Source organism: Polaromonas sp. P1_F9, from assembly GCF_056405615.1.
The window spans coordinates 77,341-90,648 of the sequence record NZ_JBFUBT010000008.1; the positions used below are offsets into that span (position 1 = coordinate 77,341).

Annotated in this window: 12 protein-coding genes; 7 read left to right on the forward strand and 5 right to left on the reverse strand. The window is 62.7% G+C overall.

Features of this window, described 5'->3' with window-relative positions:
- Positions 1-60: 60 nt before the first annotated feature.
- On the forward strand, positions 61-993 hold the full coding sequence (locus AC1DYR_RS20280) for a LysR family transcriptional regulator (protein WP_477706688.1): 933 nt from the start codon (positions 61-63) through the stop codon (positions 991-993).
- Positions 994-1,031: 38 nt separating this feature from the next.
- Here AC1DYR_RS20280 and AC1DYR_RS20285 read toward each other — a convergent pair whose 3' ends face one another.
- Both AC1DYR_RS20285 and AC1DYR_RS20290 read right to left on the reverse strand, forming a co-directional pair.
- The gene (locus AC1DYR_RS20285; RefSeq protein ID WP_477706689.1) at positions 1,032-2,243 is read right to left on the reverse strand and encodes a CaiB/BaiF CoA transferase family protein; all 1,212 of its coding nucleotides are present in this window, start codon (positions 2,241-2,243) and stop codon (positions 1,032-1,034) included.
- Positions 2,236-3,180: a hydroxymethylglutaryl-CoA lyase gene (locus AC1DYR_RS20290; protein ID WP_477706690.1), complete on the reverse strand. Its 945-nt coding sequence runs from the start codon at positions 3,178-3,180 to the stop codon at positions 2,236-2,238. Before AC1DYR_RS20290 ends, AC1DYR_RS20285 begins: the two co-directional genes overlap by 8 nt.
- 107 nt (positions 3,181-3,287) lie before the next feature.
- Here AC1DYR_RS20290 and AC1DYR_RS20295 point away from each other — a divergent pair, with 107 nt between their 5' ends.
- A complete protein-coding gene (locus AC1DYR_RS20295; RefSeq protein ID WP_477706691.1) occupies positions 3,288-4,016 on the forward strand; it encodes an IclR family transcriptional regulator in 729 nt (242 codons plus the stop codon).
- 33 nt (positions 4,017-4,049) lie between these two features.
- Here the strand turns inward: AC1DYR_RS20295 and AC1DYR_RS20300 are convergent, their stop codons facing one another.
- A complete protein-coding gene (locus AC1DYR_RS20300) occupies positions 4,050-4,976 on the reverse strand; it encodes an aldose 1-epimerase (RefSeq protein WP_477706692.1) in 927 nt (308 codons plus the stop codon).
- A gap of 48 nt (positions 4,977-5,024) precedes the next feature.
- On the reverse strand, positions 5,025-5,915 hold the full coding sequence (locus AC1DYR_RS20305; protein WP_477706757.1) for an SMP-30/gluconolactonase/LRE family protein: 891 nt from the start codon (positions 5,913-5,915) through the stop codon (positions 5,025-5,027).
- A 191-nt stretch (positions 5,916-6,106) separates the two neighbouring features.
- On the opposite strand from AC1DYR_RS20305, the gene AC1DYR_RS20310 reads away from it, so the two are divergent.
- A complete protein-coding gene (locus AC1DYR_RS20310) occupies positions 6,107-6,892 on the forward strand; it encodes an SDR family NAD(P)-dependent oxidoreductase (protein ID WP_477706693.1) in 786 nt (261 codons plus the stop codon).
- Positions 6,893-6,997: 105 nt separating this feature from the next.
- Here the strand turns inward: AC1DYR_RS20310 and AC1DYR_RS20315 are convergent, their stop codons facing one another.
- Positions 6,998-7,957 (reverse strand): LysR family transcriptional regulator, encoded by a 960-nt coding sequence (locus tag AC1DYR_RS20315; protein WP_477670682.1) that lies wholly within the window; start codon positions 7,955-7,957, stop codon positions 6,998-7,000.
- 110 nt (positions 7,958-8,067) lie between these two features.
- Here AC1DYR_RS20315 and AC1DYR_RS20320 point away from each other — a divergent pair, with 110 nt between their 5' ends.
- The 4 genes from AC1DYR_RS20320 to mmsA all read left to right on the forward strand — a co-directional run bounded on the left by AC1DYR_RS20320 (position 8,068) and on the right by mmsA (position 13,308).
- Entirely contained in the window at positions 8,068-9,519 is a 1,452-nt protein-coding gene (locus tag AC1DYR_RS20320) for an aldehyde dehydrogenase family protein (RefSeq protein WP_477706694.1), read from the forward strand.
- A gap of 53 nt (positions 9,520-9,572) precedes the next feature.
- Positions 9,573-10,538 carry an ABC transporter substrate-binding protein gene (locus AC1DYR_RS20325; RefSeq protein ID WP_477706695.1) on the forward strand — a complete coding sequence of 322 codons (966 nt, stop codon included), beginning with the start codon at positions 9,573-9,575 and terminating at the stop codon, positions 10,536-10,538.
- Positions 10,539-10,603: 65 nt separating this feature from the next.
- Entirely contained in the window at positions 10,604-11,674 is a 1,071-nt protein-coding gene (gene chvE, locus AC1DYR_RS20330) for a multiple monosaccharide ABC transporter substrate-binding protein (protein WP_457282346.1), read from the forward strand.
- A gap of 62 nt (positions 11,675-11,736) precedes the next feature.
- Complete coding sequence (mmsA, locus tag AC1DYR_RS20335) at positions 11,737-13,308, forward strand: multiple monosaccharide ABC transporter ATP-binding protein (protein WP_477706696.1); 1,572 nt, start codon at positions 11,737-11,739, stop codon at positions 13,306-13,308.

Sequence of the window (13,308 nt, forward strand, 5' to 3'; positions counted from 1 at the left end):
TCCAACCATGTCGTCCATGCAATGAAGGCAATACCAATCATTGCGTATAACAATAGAGGTATGGAAAAAGACCTGGACCTGCTGGACATCAAGTTGCTGCGGCTGCTGGACCAGCTCTACACCACCCGCAGCGTCACCCGGTCGGCCGAGGCCCTGGGGCAAAGCCAGCCCACGGTCAGCATCTGGCTGGCGCGCCTGCGCAAGCAGCTTGGCGACCCTCTGTTTGTGCGCACGGCAGGCGGCATGCTGCCCACGCCGCGCACCGATATGCTGATTGCCACGGTGCGCGAAGTGCTGGGCGGGTTGCAGCGGCTGGCCCAGTCAGAGGCTGCCTTTGAACCGTCTACGGCGCAGCGGCGCTTTCGCATCTGCATGACCGACGCCAGCCACGTCACGCTGTTGCCCCGGCTGCTGTCCCATGTGCGGGCTGTGGCGCCGGGCGTGGCGCTGGAAGCCGCGCGTATCGATGCCGGCCTGTCGCATGCCCTGCAGGCAGGCGAGGCCGATCTGGCTGTCGGCTTTTTGCCCTGGCTCGACACCGGCTTTTATCAGCAGACGCTGTACGGCCAGGACTGGATTTGCCTGGCCAATGCCCGGCATCCGCGGGTGGGCAGCGAATTGGGCGCCGACTGGAGCCTGGCTGTTTACCAGGCCGAGGCGCACATCGGCATCAGTTCCGGCACCGGCTACCAGCTGCTGGACAGCGCCCTGGCGTCACAAAACATCTCGCGCCGCGTGTTGCTGGAGCTGCCGGGCTTTCTGGGCCTCTCGGCGATCTTGTCGACCACCGACCTGATCGCCACACTGCCGCGCCACATCGGCGAAACCCTGGCCCGCGCCGCCGGCCTCCAGGTGCTGCCCTGCCCGCTGGCGATTCCCGGATTTACCGTGAAGCAACACTGGCATGCCCGCTACCACCACGACCCGGCCTCCCGCTGGCTGCGCAGCGTGTGCGCCGAGTTGTTTATGAAAAGTGACTCCAGCCCTTTATAGACGCGCGCGGGCAGCTATATGTTTTATAGCAACATAACTCAGCGCGTCACCCCGGTGGCCTGCAGCGCCTGGATCGCGTCCTCGCCGTAACCGAGCTCCCGCAGCAGTTCGCGCGTGTGCTCGCCCAGCCGGGGTGGGTTCAGGCGCACCCCGGGGCGCTTGCCGCCCAGGGTCAGCGGCAGCAGCACGGTGGCGCTTTCTTTTCCAGCGCGGGCGCCGTCAGTCAAGGTGATGGGCGCCAGCCCGCCGGTGGCCTTGAGGTGCGGGTCGTCAAACAAATCCTGTGGCCGGGTGATGGGTGCAAAGGGCAGTGCATGTTTTTCAAACACGGCGCCCAGTTCGGCGGCGCTGTGCCCAGCCAGGTGCGAGCGCAGCAGGGGCATCAGCCACTCGCGCGCAAGTACGCGCTCGTTGTTGGACAGCAGCCGCGGGTCGGCCCGCAGGTCTTGCAATCCAAAAGCCTCGCAGAAGACAACCCACTGTGTGTCGCTGACCACGGCCAGGAAAATCTGCTCGCCATCCCTGACCGTGAACACGTCATAAATCGCCCAGGCCGAAATGCGGCAGGGCATGGGCGCGGCGGGCTGCCCCGTCATCGCGAACTGCATCATGTGCTGGGCCACCAGGAAAACATTGTTTTCAAACAGCGCGGCCTGCACTTCCTGGCCCCTGCCCGTTTTCTCGCGCGCGGCCAGCGCAGCCATGGCGCCGATGGCGCCGAACATGCCGCCCATGATGTCGTTAACGCTGCTGCCGGCGCGCAGCGGGTCACCGGCGCGGCCCGTCATGTAAGCCAGGCCGCCCATCATCTGCACCACTTCATCGAGCGCAGTGCGATGGTCGTAAGGCCCCGGCAGAAAACCCTTGTGGCTCACGTAAATCAGGCGCTCATTAAGCTGCGAAAGGCTGGCGTAATCCAGGCCAAGCTTCTTCATGGTGCCGGGCTTGAAGTTTTCGCTGACGATGTCGGCGGTGGCAACCAGCTTGAGCACCAGCTCGCGGCCCTCGGGTGTCTGCAGGTCGACGGCAATGCTTTTTTTGTTGCGGTTGAACAGGGGGAAAAATCCCGCACCGGAGCCGAGCAGCTTGCGGGTGTTGTCCCCCGCGATTGGCTCGACCTTGATGACCTCGGCCCCCAGGTCGGCCAGCAGCATGCCGCAGGTCGGCCCCATGACCATATGGGTGAATTCGACGACACGCAGGCCTGCATAGGGCAGGCCTTGTTCGCCGGATACGCAGGCTTCAGGCATGCAAACGTCCTTGTACAAAATTTTTGGGGAGGCCCGCCTCGGGCGTCATGCCATATACCGGTTCGCCCGGCAATCCGGCCTTGAGCGGCTCGCGCGCAGCCATCAGCTTTGCAAGGTCCACCCCCGTGGAAATGCCCATGGCTTCAAACATGAAGACCAGGTCTTCGGTGACCACATTGCCTGACGCCCCCGGTGCATAGGGGCAGCCGCCCAGGCCACCCAGCGAAGCATCGAAGGTGCGCACGCCTTCTTCATACGCAGCCAGGCAATTGGCCAGGCCCAGGCCGCGCGTGTTGTGCATGTGCGCGGCGCCCGCCTTGTCGCCAAGCTCGGCACGCAGGCGCCTGAAGAGGCGGCGTACCTGCGCGGGGTTGGCATAACCCACGGTGTCCGACAAACCCGACTCATCCGCGCCGGCGGCAACACATTGCGCGGCCAGCCGGATCACATCATCCTCAGGCACCTCACCCTGCAGCGTGCAGCCGAACGCGGTGGAGATGGCGGCCTCGAGTTTTACTTGTGGTGCAAGTTCCCGGCGCAGGCCGGCAATGGCCCGCACTTCTTCGACCATCTCTTCGCGCATCTTGCGCACGTTGGCCAGCGAATGGGCCGCACTGGCCGACACCGGCATGGTCAGCTTGTGCACGCCGGCCTGTAGTGCTGCTTCAGCGCCGCGGCGATTGGGTACCAGGGCCATCACGGTGAGGCCGGGCAAGGTGAGCGCGTGCCGCACCACCTCCGCCACATCGGCCATTTGCGGCAGCAGCCTGGCGGGCACAAACGAGCCCACCTCGATTTCGTGCAGGCCGGCCGCGTGCAGGGCTGTGATCCAGCGCAACTTGTCGGCGGTCGCCATGGTGCGCGCAACACTTTGAAGGCCATCGCGTGGGCCGACTTCACTGATCAGCACCTGGCTGGGCTGCGTGGTTTGCATCATTCTTGGTATTCTGTAAGATAGAACTATATTCTTTCTCATAAAATGATGAAGCAGGTTGCCGGCACTGTCAAGCAGGCAATCGACACGAAAGTCCAGGAGATAGAGGCATGCCGCGCAAAGCCCAGACCGAATCCGTTGCAGACGTCCATGCCGCGCCCGGCGGTGCCGCTGCAGTGGACCGCGCCCTGTCGCTGCTGTCGGCCTTCAGGGCGGGCGACATCTCACTGGGCCTGAGCGAGTTGGCGGAGCGCACGCAGCTATACAAGAGCACGGTGCTGCGGCTGCTGGCTTCGCTGGAGCATGCGCGGCTGGTCCAGAAACTGGGCGACGGCCGCTACGCGCTGGGCGCTGAGGTGGCGCGCCTGCATGGTGTTTACGCCGCCTCGTTTTCGCTGGATCGTGTGGTGCTGCCGGTGCTGCGTGAGCTGGTGGCGGCCACCGGCGAGAGCGCGGCCTACCATGTGCGCCAGGGCGAGGCCCGCCTGTGCCTGTACCGCGTGGACTCGCCGCACCCGATCCGCGACCACATCAAGGCCGGCGACCTGCTGCCCGCCGACCGCGGCACGGGTGCTCGCATTTTGATAGCGTTCGGCGCAGGACAGCTAAGGGCTAGAGGCCAAAAAGACCGTCAGCTATACGCCAAAATCCGCGGACAGGGGTACTACACGGCTGTGGGCGACCGCCTGGCCGAGGTGGCAGGCATTTCGGCCCCGGTGTTTGGGGCCGACGGTGCACTGGCAGGCGCGCTGACGCTGACCATGCCCGGCAACCGTTACAGCGAACGCCATGTCAAGCCGGTACTGGAAGCAGCGCGCCGCCTGACGGGCCAGATTTAAGAACCCGCTCACGGTCTAAGCCTGTATCGCTGTTCAGCCTTGCGCGGCGACGGGCTCGATGCGCCACTGGATGCTGAGCGAAAACTGTTCCCCGGGCCCCAGCACGCGCAAGCCAGGCTGCCCTGGCAGGTGGAAAGCGTCGATGGGCTGCGTGATGGGCTCAAAACAAAACGCGGACCCCTGCGGCGGCCGGTAGACCAGGCAAAAGTGCTGCGCAGCACCGCCGTCGCGCGCAAAGTCCGGCATGCTGGCCGTGACCTGCAGGCCCAGCTCGGGCCAGGCAACGCAGGCCTTGCCGCCCCAGCCTGTGTAGCCGTTGTCGATGAGCGGGCCGTTGGCCGGCGCGCCTTCATTGAGGTCCCAGCCCGCCGGAAAGTCGGTCGTGTGCGCAACCGGCAGGGGGTCGTCACCGCAGAGCCAAAGGCCCTCCACCGGCGCGGTAATCCGTGTTTGCGGGGTGCGGGGAAACCAGGGATGCACGCCCAAACCATATGGCAGCGGCGCGATGCCCAGGTGGCGCACCTGCACCTTCTGGTCCAGCCCGCCATCAACCAGCCGGAAGGTTTGCACGGCCTCGTAGTCATACGGGTTGCCGTCGAAGCCGTGCGACACCAGCGTCATCATCAGCGTGTCGGCAGCAGGCTGTGAAACCTGCCACGGCTGCAGCCAGCCGTCGCCATGAATGGGATAGGGTTCGCCCGCGCGATTCGGGCGCATGGCGTGGGATTGCCCCTCATGCGTGAAGCCGCCACCGCCGATGCGGTTGGACCACGGCACCATGGCAAACGAAGCGGTCTGGTAGAGATCGTCCGTTTTGCCATCCCAGGGCCGCCAGAGGTCCAGCGGCCCTTGCGGACGGTCAAGCTGCCAGGCGGCCACACTGCCGCCGAGCGAAGGAACCAGTCCCAGGCGTTGGCCGGCGTGGCGCAGCCAGACAACAGGATGTGCTGAATCGGTCATGGGAGAACTTTCATGGCGAGGTGTTAAAGGAAACGCTTTGCGCGGGCGTCATCCGCCAAACAAGCCGGCTGGCACACCCGGACTGTCAATCGCCACCGCGAACAGGCCGCCGGCCAGCGGCTGGTCTGCGAGCTGCCCGGGCGTGAGCCCGGTGCGTGCCGTGCTGATAAAAAGCGTGCGCATGTCCGGCCCGCCAAAGGCGCAGTTGGTCACATGGCTTGTCGGCAGCGGCACGCGGCACAGTTCCTGCGCAGTGACCGGGTCATGGCAGCTGACGCAGGCACTGCCCCAGTGGGCAATCCACAGGCGGCCGTCGGCGTCGGTGGTCATGCCGTCGGGAACACCGTCGCCGGCCGCAAAAGCCAGCCACAGCCGCTTGCCTGACAGGGTTCCCGCCGCGCCGTCGAAGTCATACGCATGAATGCGGCCGTTGACGGTATCGTTGAAATACAGCGTGCGTCCGTCGGCGGACCAGGTGGGGCCGTTGGTCACCGCAAAACCTTCTTCATGGCGCGTGCAGCGGCCATCAGGGTCATAGCGATACAGCCCGCCGGTGGTGGCCACGCAGTCAAAGTCCATCGTCCCCGCCCAAAAGCGGCCTTGCCTGTCGCACTTGCCATCGTTGAAGCGATTGCCCGGCAACGCAGCCTCGGGTTGGTGCAGGTAGTGTGGTTCGCCGCCCTCAGCGGGGTCAAACAGCGCGAAGCCCCGCCGCAGCGCCACGATCAGACCGGGCGCATGCGCCCGCTCGGCCAGCGCGGAAATTTCCTCGTCAAAGGCCCAGCTGCTGCGCGCGCCGGTGGCGGGGTGAAAGCGGTGCAGGCGGCAGCCAAGAATGTCCACCCAATACAGGGATTGCTCCCGCGGCGACCACAAGGTACCCTCACCCAGCAGGGCCCCCGCCGCATGGACGCAATGCACCTTGCCTGGGACCGGCATGGCCAGCCGCTGCTGATGCCTATCCTTGGGCGTGTCTGGAATCAATGTCACTAATGTCTCCGTATTGCGGGGCTGTGCGGTGGCCTCTTGACGCGGTGGATGATATCAATGCATAGTGATGTTGGAAACTTATTCTTTTTATATTAATTGATACATAACTTGCAATGTCAAACATTCCCAGCTCTGCCCCCATGCGTGCCGCTCCCGCAAGCGAGACCCTCTCCGTCTTTCCCAGCCTGAACAAGCGGTCGGTGTTTGTCACCGGCGGAGGCAGTGGCATAGGCGCCGCCATCGTGACAGCCTTTGCGCAGCAGGGCGCGCGCGTTGCCTTCATTGATGTCGCGAAGGAGGCCAGTAAAGCGCTTGCGCAGGAGCTGGCGGATGCGGGGCACGCACGCCCATGGTGGCGTGCCTGCGATGTGCGGGACGTGGCCGCGCTGCAGTCGGCCATCACCGACGCAGCAAGCGCGCTGGGCGACTTCTCGGTGCTGGTCAACAATGTTGCCAGCGATGACCGCCACAGCCTGGAGTCTGTAACGCCCGCCTACTACGACGACCGCATCGCGATCAATGAACGACCCGCCTTCTTTGCAATCCAGTCGGTGGTGCCGGGCATGCAACGCCTCGGTGCCGGCTCCATCATCAACCTGGGTTCCACCGGCTGGCAAGGCAAGGGCGCAGGCTACCCCTGTTATGCCATCGCCAAATCGTCGGTGAACGGCCTGACGCGCGGCCTCGCGAAAACGCTGGGCCGGGACCGCATCCGCATCAACACCGTGTCGCCGGGCTGGGTCATGACCGAGCGGCAGATCAAGCTCTGGCTGGATGCCGAAGGCGAAAAGGAACTCCAGCGCAACCAGTGCCTGCCCGACAAACTGCTGCCCCACGACATCGCGCGCATGGTGCTGTTCCTGGCATCCGACGACGCCGCCATGTGCACTGCGCAGGAGTTCACGGTGGATGCCGGCTGGGTCTAACAACCTCACCCGGGGCGCCCTCGGCGCTTCCCCCCTCAGGGGGCGACACCAGCGGCCCGGCAGAGCCGGTTCCGCGGTGTCCCTGGCCTGCGCTGCGCGATTTTGTCAGTCCATCTCCAGCCTGCGACCGTAGAGTGTCAGGCTTGCCGTCTTCAGCGCTTTCATCATGACCTTGGCCGCTGGCGATGGCAGCCGGTCGGTGCGGGTGATGATGCCGAAGGCGTCCATGTGGCAGGGCATGTCCAGCGGCAGCACCGAGACGATACCGTGCGCGGCGTAATACCGCGCCACATCGGCCGCGACCACGGCCACCATGTCGCTTTGCTGCAGCATGCGCGTGATGAAAAGCAGGGCTGAAGACTCCACCACGTTGATGGGTGGTGCAAGCCCATCCTCCCGGAACATCAGCTCGAACCGGTGCCGCAGGACGCTGCCCGCGGGCGGCACAATCCAGGCGGCCGCCACCACGTCGCGCAGGGTGAGGCCTGACACACCCAGCAGTGGGTGCCCCGGCCTGGCCATGGCGCACACCGGCTCCTCGACCAGGGGTTCGTAGCGCAAATTGGTCTTGTCATGTTCGGCAAAAAGGCGTGCCACCAGGATGTCGAGCTTGCCCTGCTCCAGCCGCTCCAGCAGCACCGGGCTGGTTTCGATGTCCAGCGAAATGCGCAGGCTCGGGTGCTCCTGTTTGACCACGGCCACCGCAGACGGCAACAAGGCCAGCCCCGGCGACGTGATGGCGCCGATGCCGACCTGGCCGAAGTGGCCTGTTTTGAGCGCGGTGAGCTCGTCATGCGCCTGGTTCAGGCTGGCCAGTGCCATGCGCGCGTGCCGGATCATGGTTTCGCCATACCAGGTTGGCCGCATGCCGCGGGGCAAGCGCTCAAAAAGCTGGACCTCCAGAACATCTTCCAGATCCTTGAGCAACTTGGACGCAGCCGGCTGGGTCATGCTGAGAACCTGCGCCGCGCGATGAATATTGCCTTCTTCGGCCAGTGCAACCAGCAACAGCAATTGCCGTGTTTTGAGCCGCGCGCGTATGAACCAGTGGTTGTAGGTGCTCATCGGGTTTTCCAGAATGCGTAGAACGATATCTATTTTGTCAAAAAAACGATTGGATTGATATCAAAATTAATTCTAGACTACAGCGCTATGAAGACGAGGCTCTCACTCTCATGAAATTCGGCGAACTGCAACAAAACGCCCGGCACTACATCAATGGGCGCTGGGAAACCGGCACCACCACAGGCACCAGCACCAACCCCTCGGATACCCGGGAGGTGATCAGCGAGTACGCACGTGCCGACCGGAATCAGACCGAACTTGCGATCCGGGCCGCCGCCGAGGCATTGCCGCACTGGAGCCACAGCACGCCGCAACGCCGGGCTGATGTGCTTGACCAGATCGGCAGCGAGATCCTGGCGCGCAAGGATGAGCTGGGCATGCTGCTGGCACGTGAAGAAGGAAAAACCTTGCCTGAAGGTGTGGGCGAAGCGGCACGGGCCGGCCAGATATTCAAGTTTTTCGCAGGCGAAGCATTGCGTGTTCAGGGGGAGACCATGGCATCGGTCCGACCCGGCATTCAGGTCGACGTGACACGTGAACCTGTCGGCGTGGTGGGAATCATCGCGCCATGGAATTTCCCGCTGGCGATTCCGGCCTGGAAAATCGCGCCGGCACTGGCCTATGGGAACACAGTGATTTTCAAACCGGCCGAGCTGGTGCCCACCTGCGGTTGGGCTCTGGCCGAAATCATCAGCCGCTGCGGGCTGCCTGCGGGCGTCTTCAACCTTGTCATGGGAAGCGGCCGGGAGGTCGGGCAAACGCTGGTCGACCATCCCCTGGTCAATGCGCTGAGTTTCACGGGCTCGGTGACAACCGGCGAACGCATCCTTCAGTCGGCTTCCGCGCGCCGCGCCAAGGTGCAACTTGAAATGGGGGGCAAAAATCCGCTGGTGATATTGGCTGATGCCGATCTTGACCAGGCCGTCGAATGCGCCGTGCAAGGCTCGTACTTTTCGACCGGCCAGCGCTGCACGGCGTCAAGTCGGCTCATCGTGGAAGCGCCCGTACACGATGCATTCGTTGCGCGCTTGCGCCATCGCATTGCCGGGCTCAAGGTGGGCCACGCGCTGGAGCGGGGCATCGATATGGGTCCGGTGGTTGACCGCAGCCAGCTCGAACAGAACCAGTCGTATCTGGACATAGGGCGCAACGAAGGCGCCGAGCATGTCTGGGGCGGGGAGTTGCTTGAACGCCCGACACCGGGGCATTACATGAACCCGGCGCTTTTCCTGGCCCGGCCTGAGCACCGTATCGCGCGCGAAGAGATTTTCGGGCCCGTGGCATGTGTATTGCAGGCCGATGACTTTGAACACGCGCTGGCCCTGGCCAACGACACACCTTTCGGTCTCTGTGCAGGCATCTGCACGACTTCCCTCAAGCACGCCATGCATTTCAAGCGTCACGCGGAAGTCGGCATGACCATGGTGAACCTGCCTACTGCGGGTGTCGACTTTCACGTTCCGTTCGGCGGGCGCAAGGGGTCGAGCTACGGCTCACGCGAACAGGGCCGCTACGCCGCCGAGTTTTACACCACCGTCAAGACCGGTTACGTGCTAGCCTGAGCCAACGAAGATCACCAGAGAGCTGTCAGTTCCATTTCAACCAAGGAGACAAAATGAAGATCCATCGCCGCACCCTCGCCGTCGCGCTCGCGTGCGCCCCCCTTGCCGGCCTGTTGCCGGTTTCAGTATGGGCACAAAAGCCCATCGTGCTGGGCTTTAGCCAGGTCGGCGCGGAGAGCGAATGGCGCACCGCCAATACCGAATCCATCAAATCGGCCGCCAAGGACGCGGGCATCGAACTTAAATTCTCCGATGCCCAGCAGAAGCAGGAAAACCAGATCAAGGCGATCCGCTCCTTCATTGCCCAAAAGGTCGACGTGATCGCGTTCTCGCCCGTGGTCGAGTCGGGCTGGGAAACCGTTTTGCGTGAAGCCAAGGCCGCCAAAATTCCGGTAGTCCTGACTGACCGCTCCGTCAACGTGAAAGACACCTCGCTGTATGTCTCTTTCATGGGTTCCGACTTCGTGGAAGAAGGCCGCAAGGCCGGCCGCTGGCTGGTCGAGAACATGAAGGGCACAAGCGGCCAGGTCAACATCGTTGAGCTGCAGGGAACCGTAGGCTCCGCACCGGCGATTGACCGCAAAAAAGGTTTTGAAGAAATCATCAAGGCCGACCCGAAATTCAAGATCATCCGCTCGCAGACGGGTGATTTCACCCGGGCCAAGGGCAAGGAAGTGATGGAAGCCTTCCTCAAGGCCGAAGGCAAGAAGATCAATGTGCTTTTCGCGCACAACGACGACATGGCTATCGGCGCGATCCAGGCGATTGAAGAGGCTGGCATGAAGCCGGCAAAGGACATCACCATCATCTCGATCGATGCCGTCAAGGGCGCTTTCGAAGCCATGATGGCCGGCAAGCTTAACGTCTCCGTGGAGTGCAGCCCCTTGCTGGGCCCGCAACTGATGGCGGCAGTCAAGGATATCAAGGCCGGCAAGTCCGTTCAGAAACGTATCGTTACCGAAGAGGGAATTTTTCCGATGGAAGTAGCCGCCAAAGAATTCCCCAAGCGTAAATACTGATCAGCATCCGGGCCGGCGCCCCGATACTGGGGCGCTCTTTCAAACCTCCAGAAGGAAACTATTTCATGAAACGTACATTTCTCCAGACCCTGCTTGCCGGCCTCGTGCTGGGAACCCTCGGCATTGCGCCGTCAGTCCAGGCGCAGGACAAAGGCAGCATCGGCATTTCGATGCCCACCAAGTCCTCTGCCCGCTGGATCGCCGACGGCGACAACATGGTCAAGGTGCTCAAGGAGCGCGGCTACAAAACCGACCTGCAGTATGCCGATGACGACATCCCGAACCAGCTTGCCCAGATCGAGAACATGATCACCAAGGGCGCGAAGGTGCTGGTGATCGCCTCCATCGACGGCACCACACTGTCCAAGGCGTTGCAGAACGCGGCCGACAAGGGTGTCAAGGTCATCGCCTATGACCGTCTGATCAAGGGTTCGAAGAACGTGGATTACTACGCCACCTTCGACAACTTCCAGGTTGGCGTGCTGCAGGCCACTTCCATCGTCGACAAGCTGGGCCTGAAGCAGGGCAAGGGCCCTTTCAACATCGAACTCTTCGGTGGCTCCCCGGATGACAACAATGCATTTTTCTTCTACGACGGCGCCATGAGTGTGCTCAAGCCCTACATCGACAGCGGCAAGCTGGTGGTGCGTAGCAAGCAAATGGGCATGAACAAGGTCGGCACGCTGCGCTGGGACGGTGCGGTGGCACAGGCACGCATGGACAACCTTCTCTCGGCCTACTACGGCAAGGAAAAAGTCCACGCGGTCCTCTCGCCATATGACGGCCTGTCCATCGGCATTCTGTCCTCGCTCAAAGGCGTCGGCTACTGCACGGCGCAGCAGCCTTGCCCGGTGGTCAGCGGGCAGGACGCCGAAATTCCTTCGGTGAAGTCCATCCTGAAAGGCGAGCAGTACTCCACGGTGTTCAAGGACACGCGTGAGCTGGCCAAGGTGACGGCCAACATGGTGGATGCCACCCTCTCCGGCAAGCAGCCCGAGATCAATGACACCAAGACCTACAACAATGGCGTGAAAGTGGTGCCCTCCTATCTGCTCAAGCCGGTGGCTGTGGATGCGTCTAACTGGAACCAGGTTCTGATTGGCAGCGGTTACTACAAAGAGTCACAAATCAAGTAACCCGGCTGAAGGTTGAAAGCACGACGGTCCCGTGCCGGGGAGGCGCGGGACTGTTTGCGCCCATGGGTGTCCATCACCTGCGGAGCGATTTTTGTACCAAAGGACAGGCATTGGAAACGATTCTCGAGATGCGCGACATCCGCAAAACCTTCCCAGGGGTGGTCGCGCTGAACAAGGTCAACCTGCGTGTGCGCGCGGGTGAGATTCATGCCATCGTCGGTGAAAACGGCGCCGGAAAATCGACCTTGATGAAAGTGCTCTCGGGGGTCTATCCGCATGGCTCCTACAGCGGGGACATCGTCTACGAAGGCCAGGAGCGCCAGTTCCTCGGCATCCACGACAGTGAGCAGCTGGGCGTCATCATCATCCACCAGGAGCTGGCGCTGGTGCCGCTGCTGTCCATTGCGGAGAACATCTTCCTCGGCAACGAGACCGCACAGCGCGGCGTGATCGACTGGATGGCTGCGCACAGCAAGACGCAGGCCCTGCTGAAAAAAGTGGGCCTCAAGGAATCACCCGCCACGCTGATCACGGACATCGGCGTGGGCAAGCAGCAACTGGTGGAAATTGCCAAGGCCCTGTCCAGGCAGGTCAAGTTGCTGATCCTCGACGAGCCGACGGCGAGCCTCAACGAAAACGACAGCCAGGCCTTGCTGGACCTGTTGCTGGAACTCAAGGGGCAGGGCATCACCTGCATCCTTATTTCACACAAGCTCAACGAAATTTCACGCGTGGCGGACGCGATCACCATCCTGCGCGACGGCAGCACCGTCGAAACACTGGACTGCCGTGCCGAAGCCATCAGCGAGGACCGCGTGATCCGCGGCATGGTGGGCCGCGAGATGGCTGACCGATACCCGCAGCGCCAGCCGCAAATTGGCGAGACCGTGTTTGAAGTGCGCGACTGGAACGTCTATCACCCGCTGCACACGGACCGGAAATTCATCAAAGGTGTCAGCCTGCAGGTGCGGCGCGGTGAAATCGTCGGCATTGCCGGGCTGATGGGGGCGGGGCGTACAGAGCTTGCCATGAGCATCTTCGGCCGTTCGTGGGGGCGCCGCATCAGCGGCCACGTCCTTCTGAACGGCCAGCCTGTTGATGTCGGCACGGTAGAGAAAGCCGTTCGCCATGGTCTGGCCTATGTGACTGAAGACCGCAAGGGCAACGGGCTGATATTGAACGAAGACATCCAGTTCAATGTGTCGCTGGCCAACCTCAAGGGCGTTTCAAGTGCCTCCGTCATCGACAGCGGCCGCGAATACCAGGTCGCGCAGAGCTACCGCGAAAAACTCCGCATCCGGTGCTCAAGCGTCGGCCAGAAAGTCCTCAACCTCTCGGGCGGGAACCAGCAGAAAGTGGTGCTCGGGAAATGGCTGTTCACCAGTCCCGAAGTGCTCATCCTCGACGAGCCCACGCGCGGCATCGACGTGGGCGCCAAGTACGAGATTTACACCCTGATGGCCCAGCTCGCGGCAGAAGGGAAATGCATCATCATGATTTCCTCGGAAATGCCGGAATTGCTGGGCATGACGGACCGGATCTACGTCATGAACGAAGGCCGCTTCATCGCCGAGATGCCGACGGCCGAAGCCTCCCAGGAAAAGATCATGCGCGCGATCATGAAAGCAAGCTGA

Bases quoted from the DNA above. Each gene is read 5' to 3' on its own strand.
- AC1DYR_RS20280 (WP_477706688.1), top strand. From the start codon at position 61: ATGGAAAAAGACCTGGACCTGCTGGACATCAAGTTGCTGCGGCTGCTG.
- AC1DYR_RS20285 (WP_477706689.1), bottom strand. From the start codon at position 2,243: ATGCCTGAAGCCTGCGTATCCGGCGAACAAGGCCTGCCCTATGCAGGC.
- AC1DYR_RS20290 (WP_477706690.1), bottom strand. From the start codon at position 3,180: ATGATGCAAACCACGCAGCCCAGCCAGGTGCTGATCAGTGAAGTCGGC.
- AC1DYR_RS20295 (WP_477706691.1), top strand. From the start codon at position 3,288: ATGCCGCGCAAAGCCCAGACCGAATCCGTTGCAGACGTCCATGCCGCG.
- AC1DYR_RS20300 (WP_477706692.1), bottom strand. From the start codon at position 4,976: ATGACCGATTCAGCACATCCTGTTGTCTGGCTGCGCCACGCCGGCCAA.
- AC1DYR_RS20305 (WP_477706757.1), bottom strand. From the start codon at position 5,915: ATGCCGGTCCCAGGCAAGGTGCATTGCGTCCATGCGGCGGGGGCCCTG.
- AC1DYR_RS20310 (WP_477706693.1), top strand. From the start codon at position 6,107: ATGCGTGCCGCTCCCGCAAGCGAGACCCTCTCCGTCTTTCCCAGCCTG.
- AC1DYR_RS20315 (WP_477670682.1), bottom strand. From the start codon at position 7,957: ATGAGCACCTACAACCACTGGTTCATACGCGCGCGGCTCAAAACACGG.
- AC1DYR_RS20320 (WP_477706694.1), top strand. From the start codon at position 8,068: ATGAAATTCGGCGAACTGCAACAAAACGCCCGGCACTACATCAATGGG.
- AC1DYR_RS20325 (WP_477706695.1), top strand. From the start codon at position 9,573: ATGAAGATCCATCGCCGCACCCTCGCCGTCGCGCTCGCGTGCGCCCCC.
- chvE (WP_457282346.1), top strand. From the start codon at position 10,604: ATGAAACGTACATTTCTCCAGACCCTGCTTGCCGGCCTCGTGCTGGGA.
- mmsA (WP_477706696.1), top strand. From the start codon at position 11,737: ATGGGTGTCCATCACCTGCGGAGCGATTTTTGTACCAAAGGACAGGCA.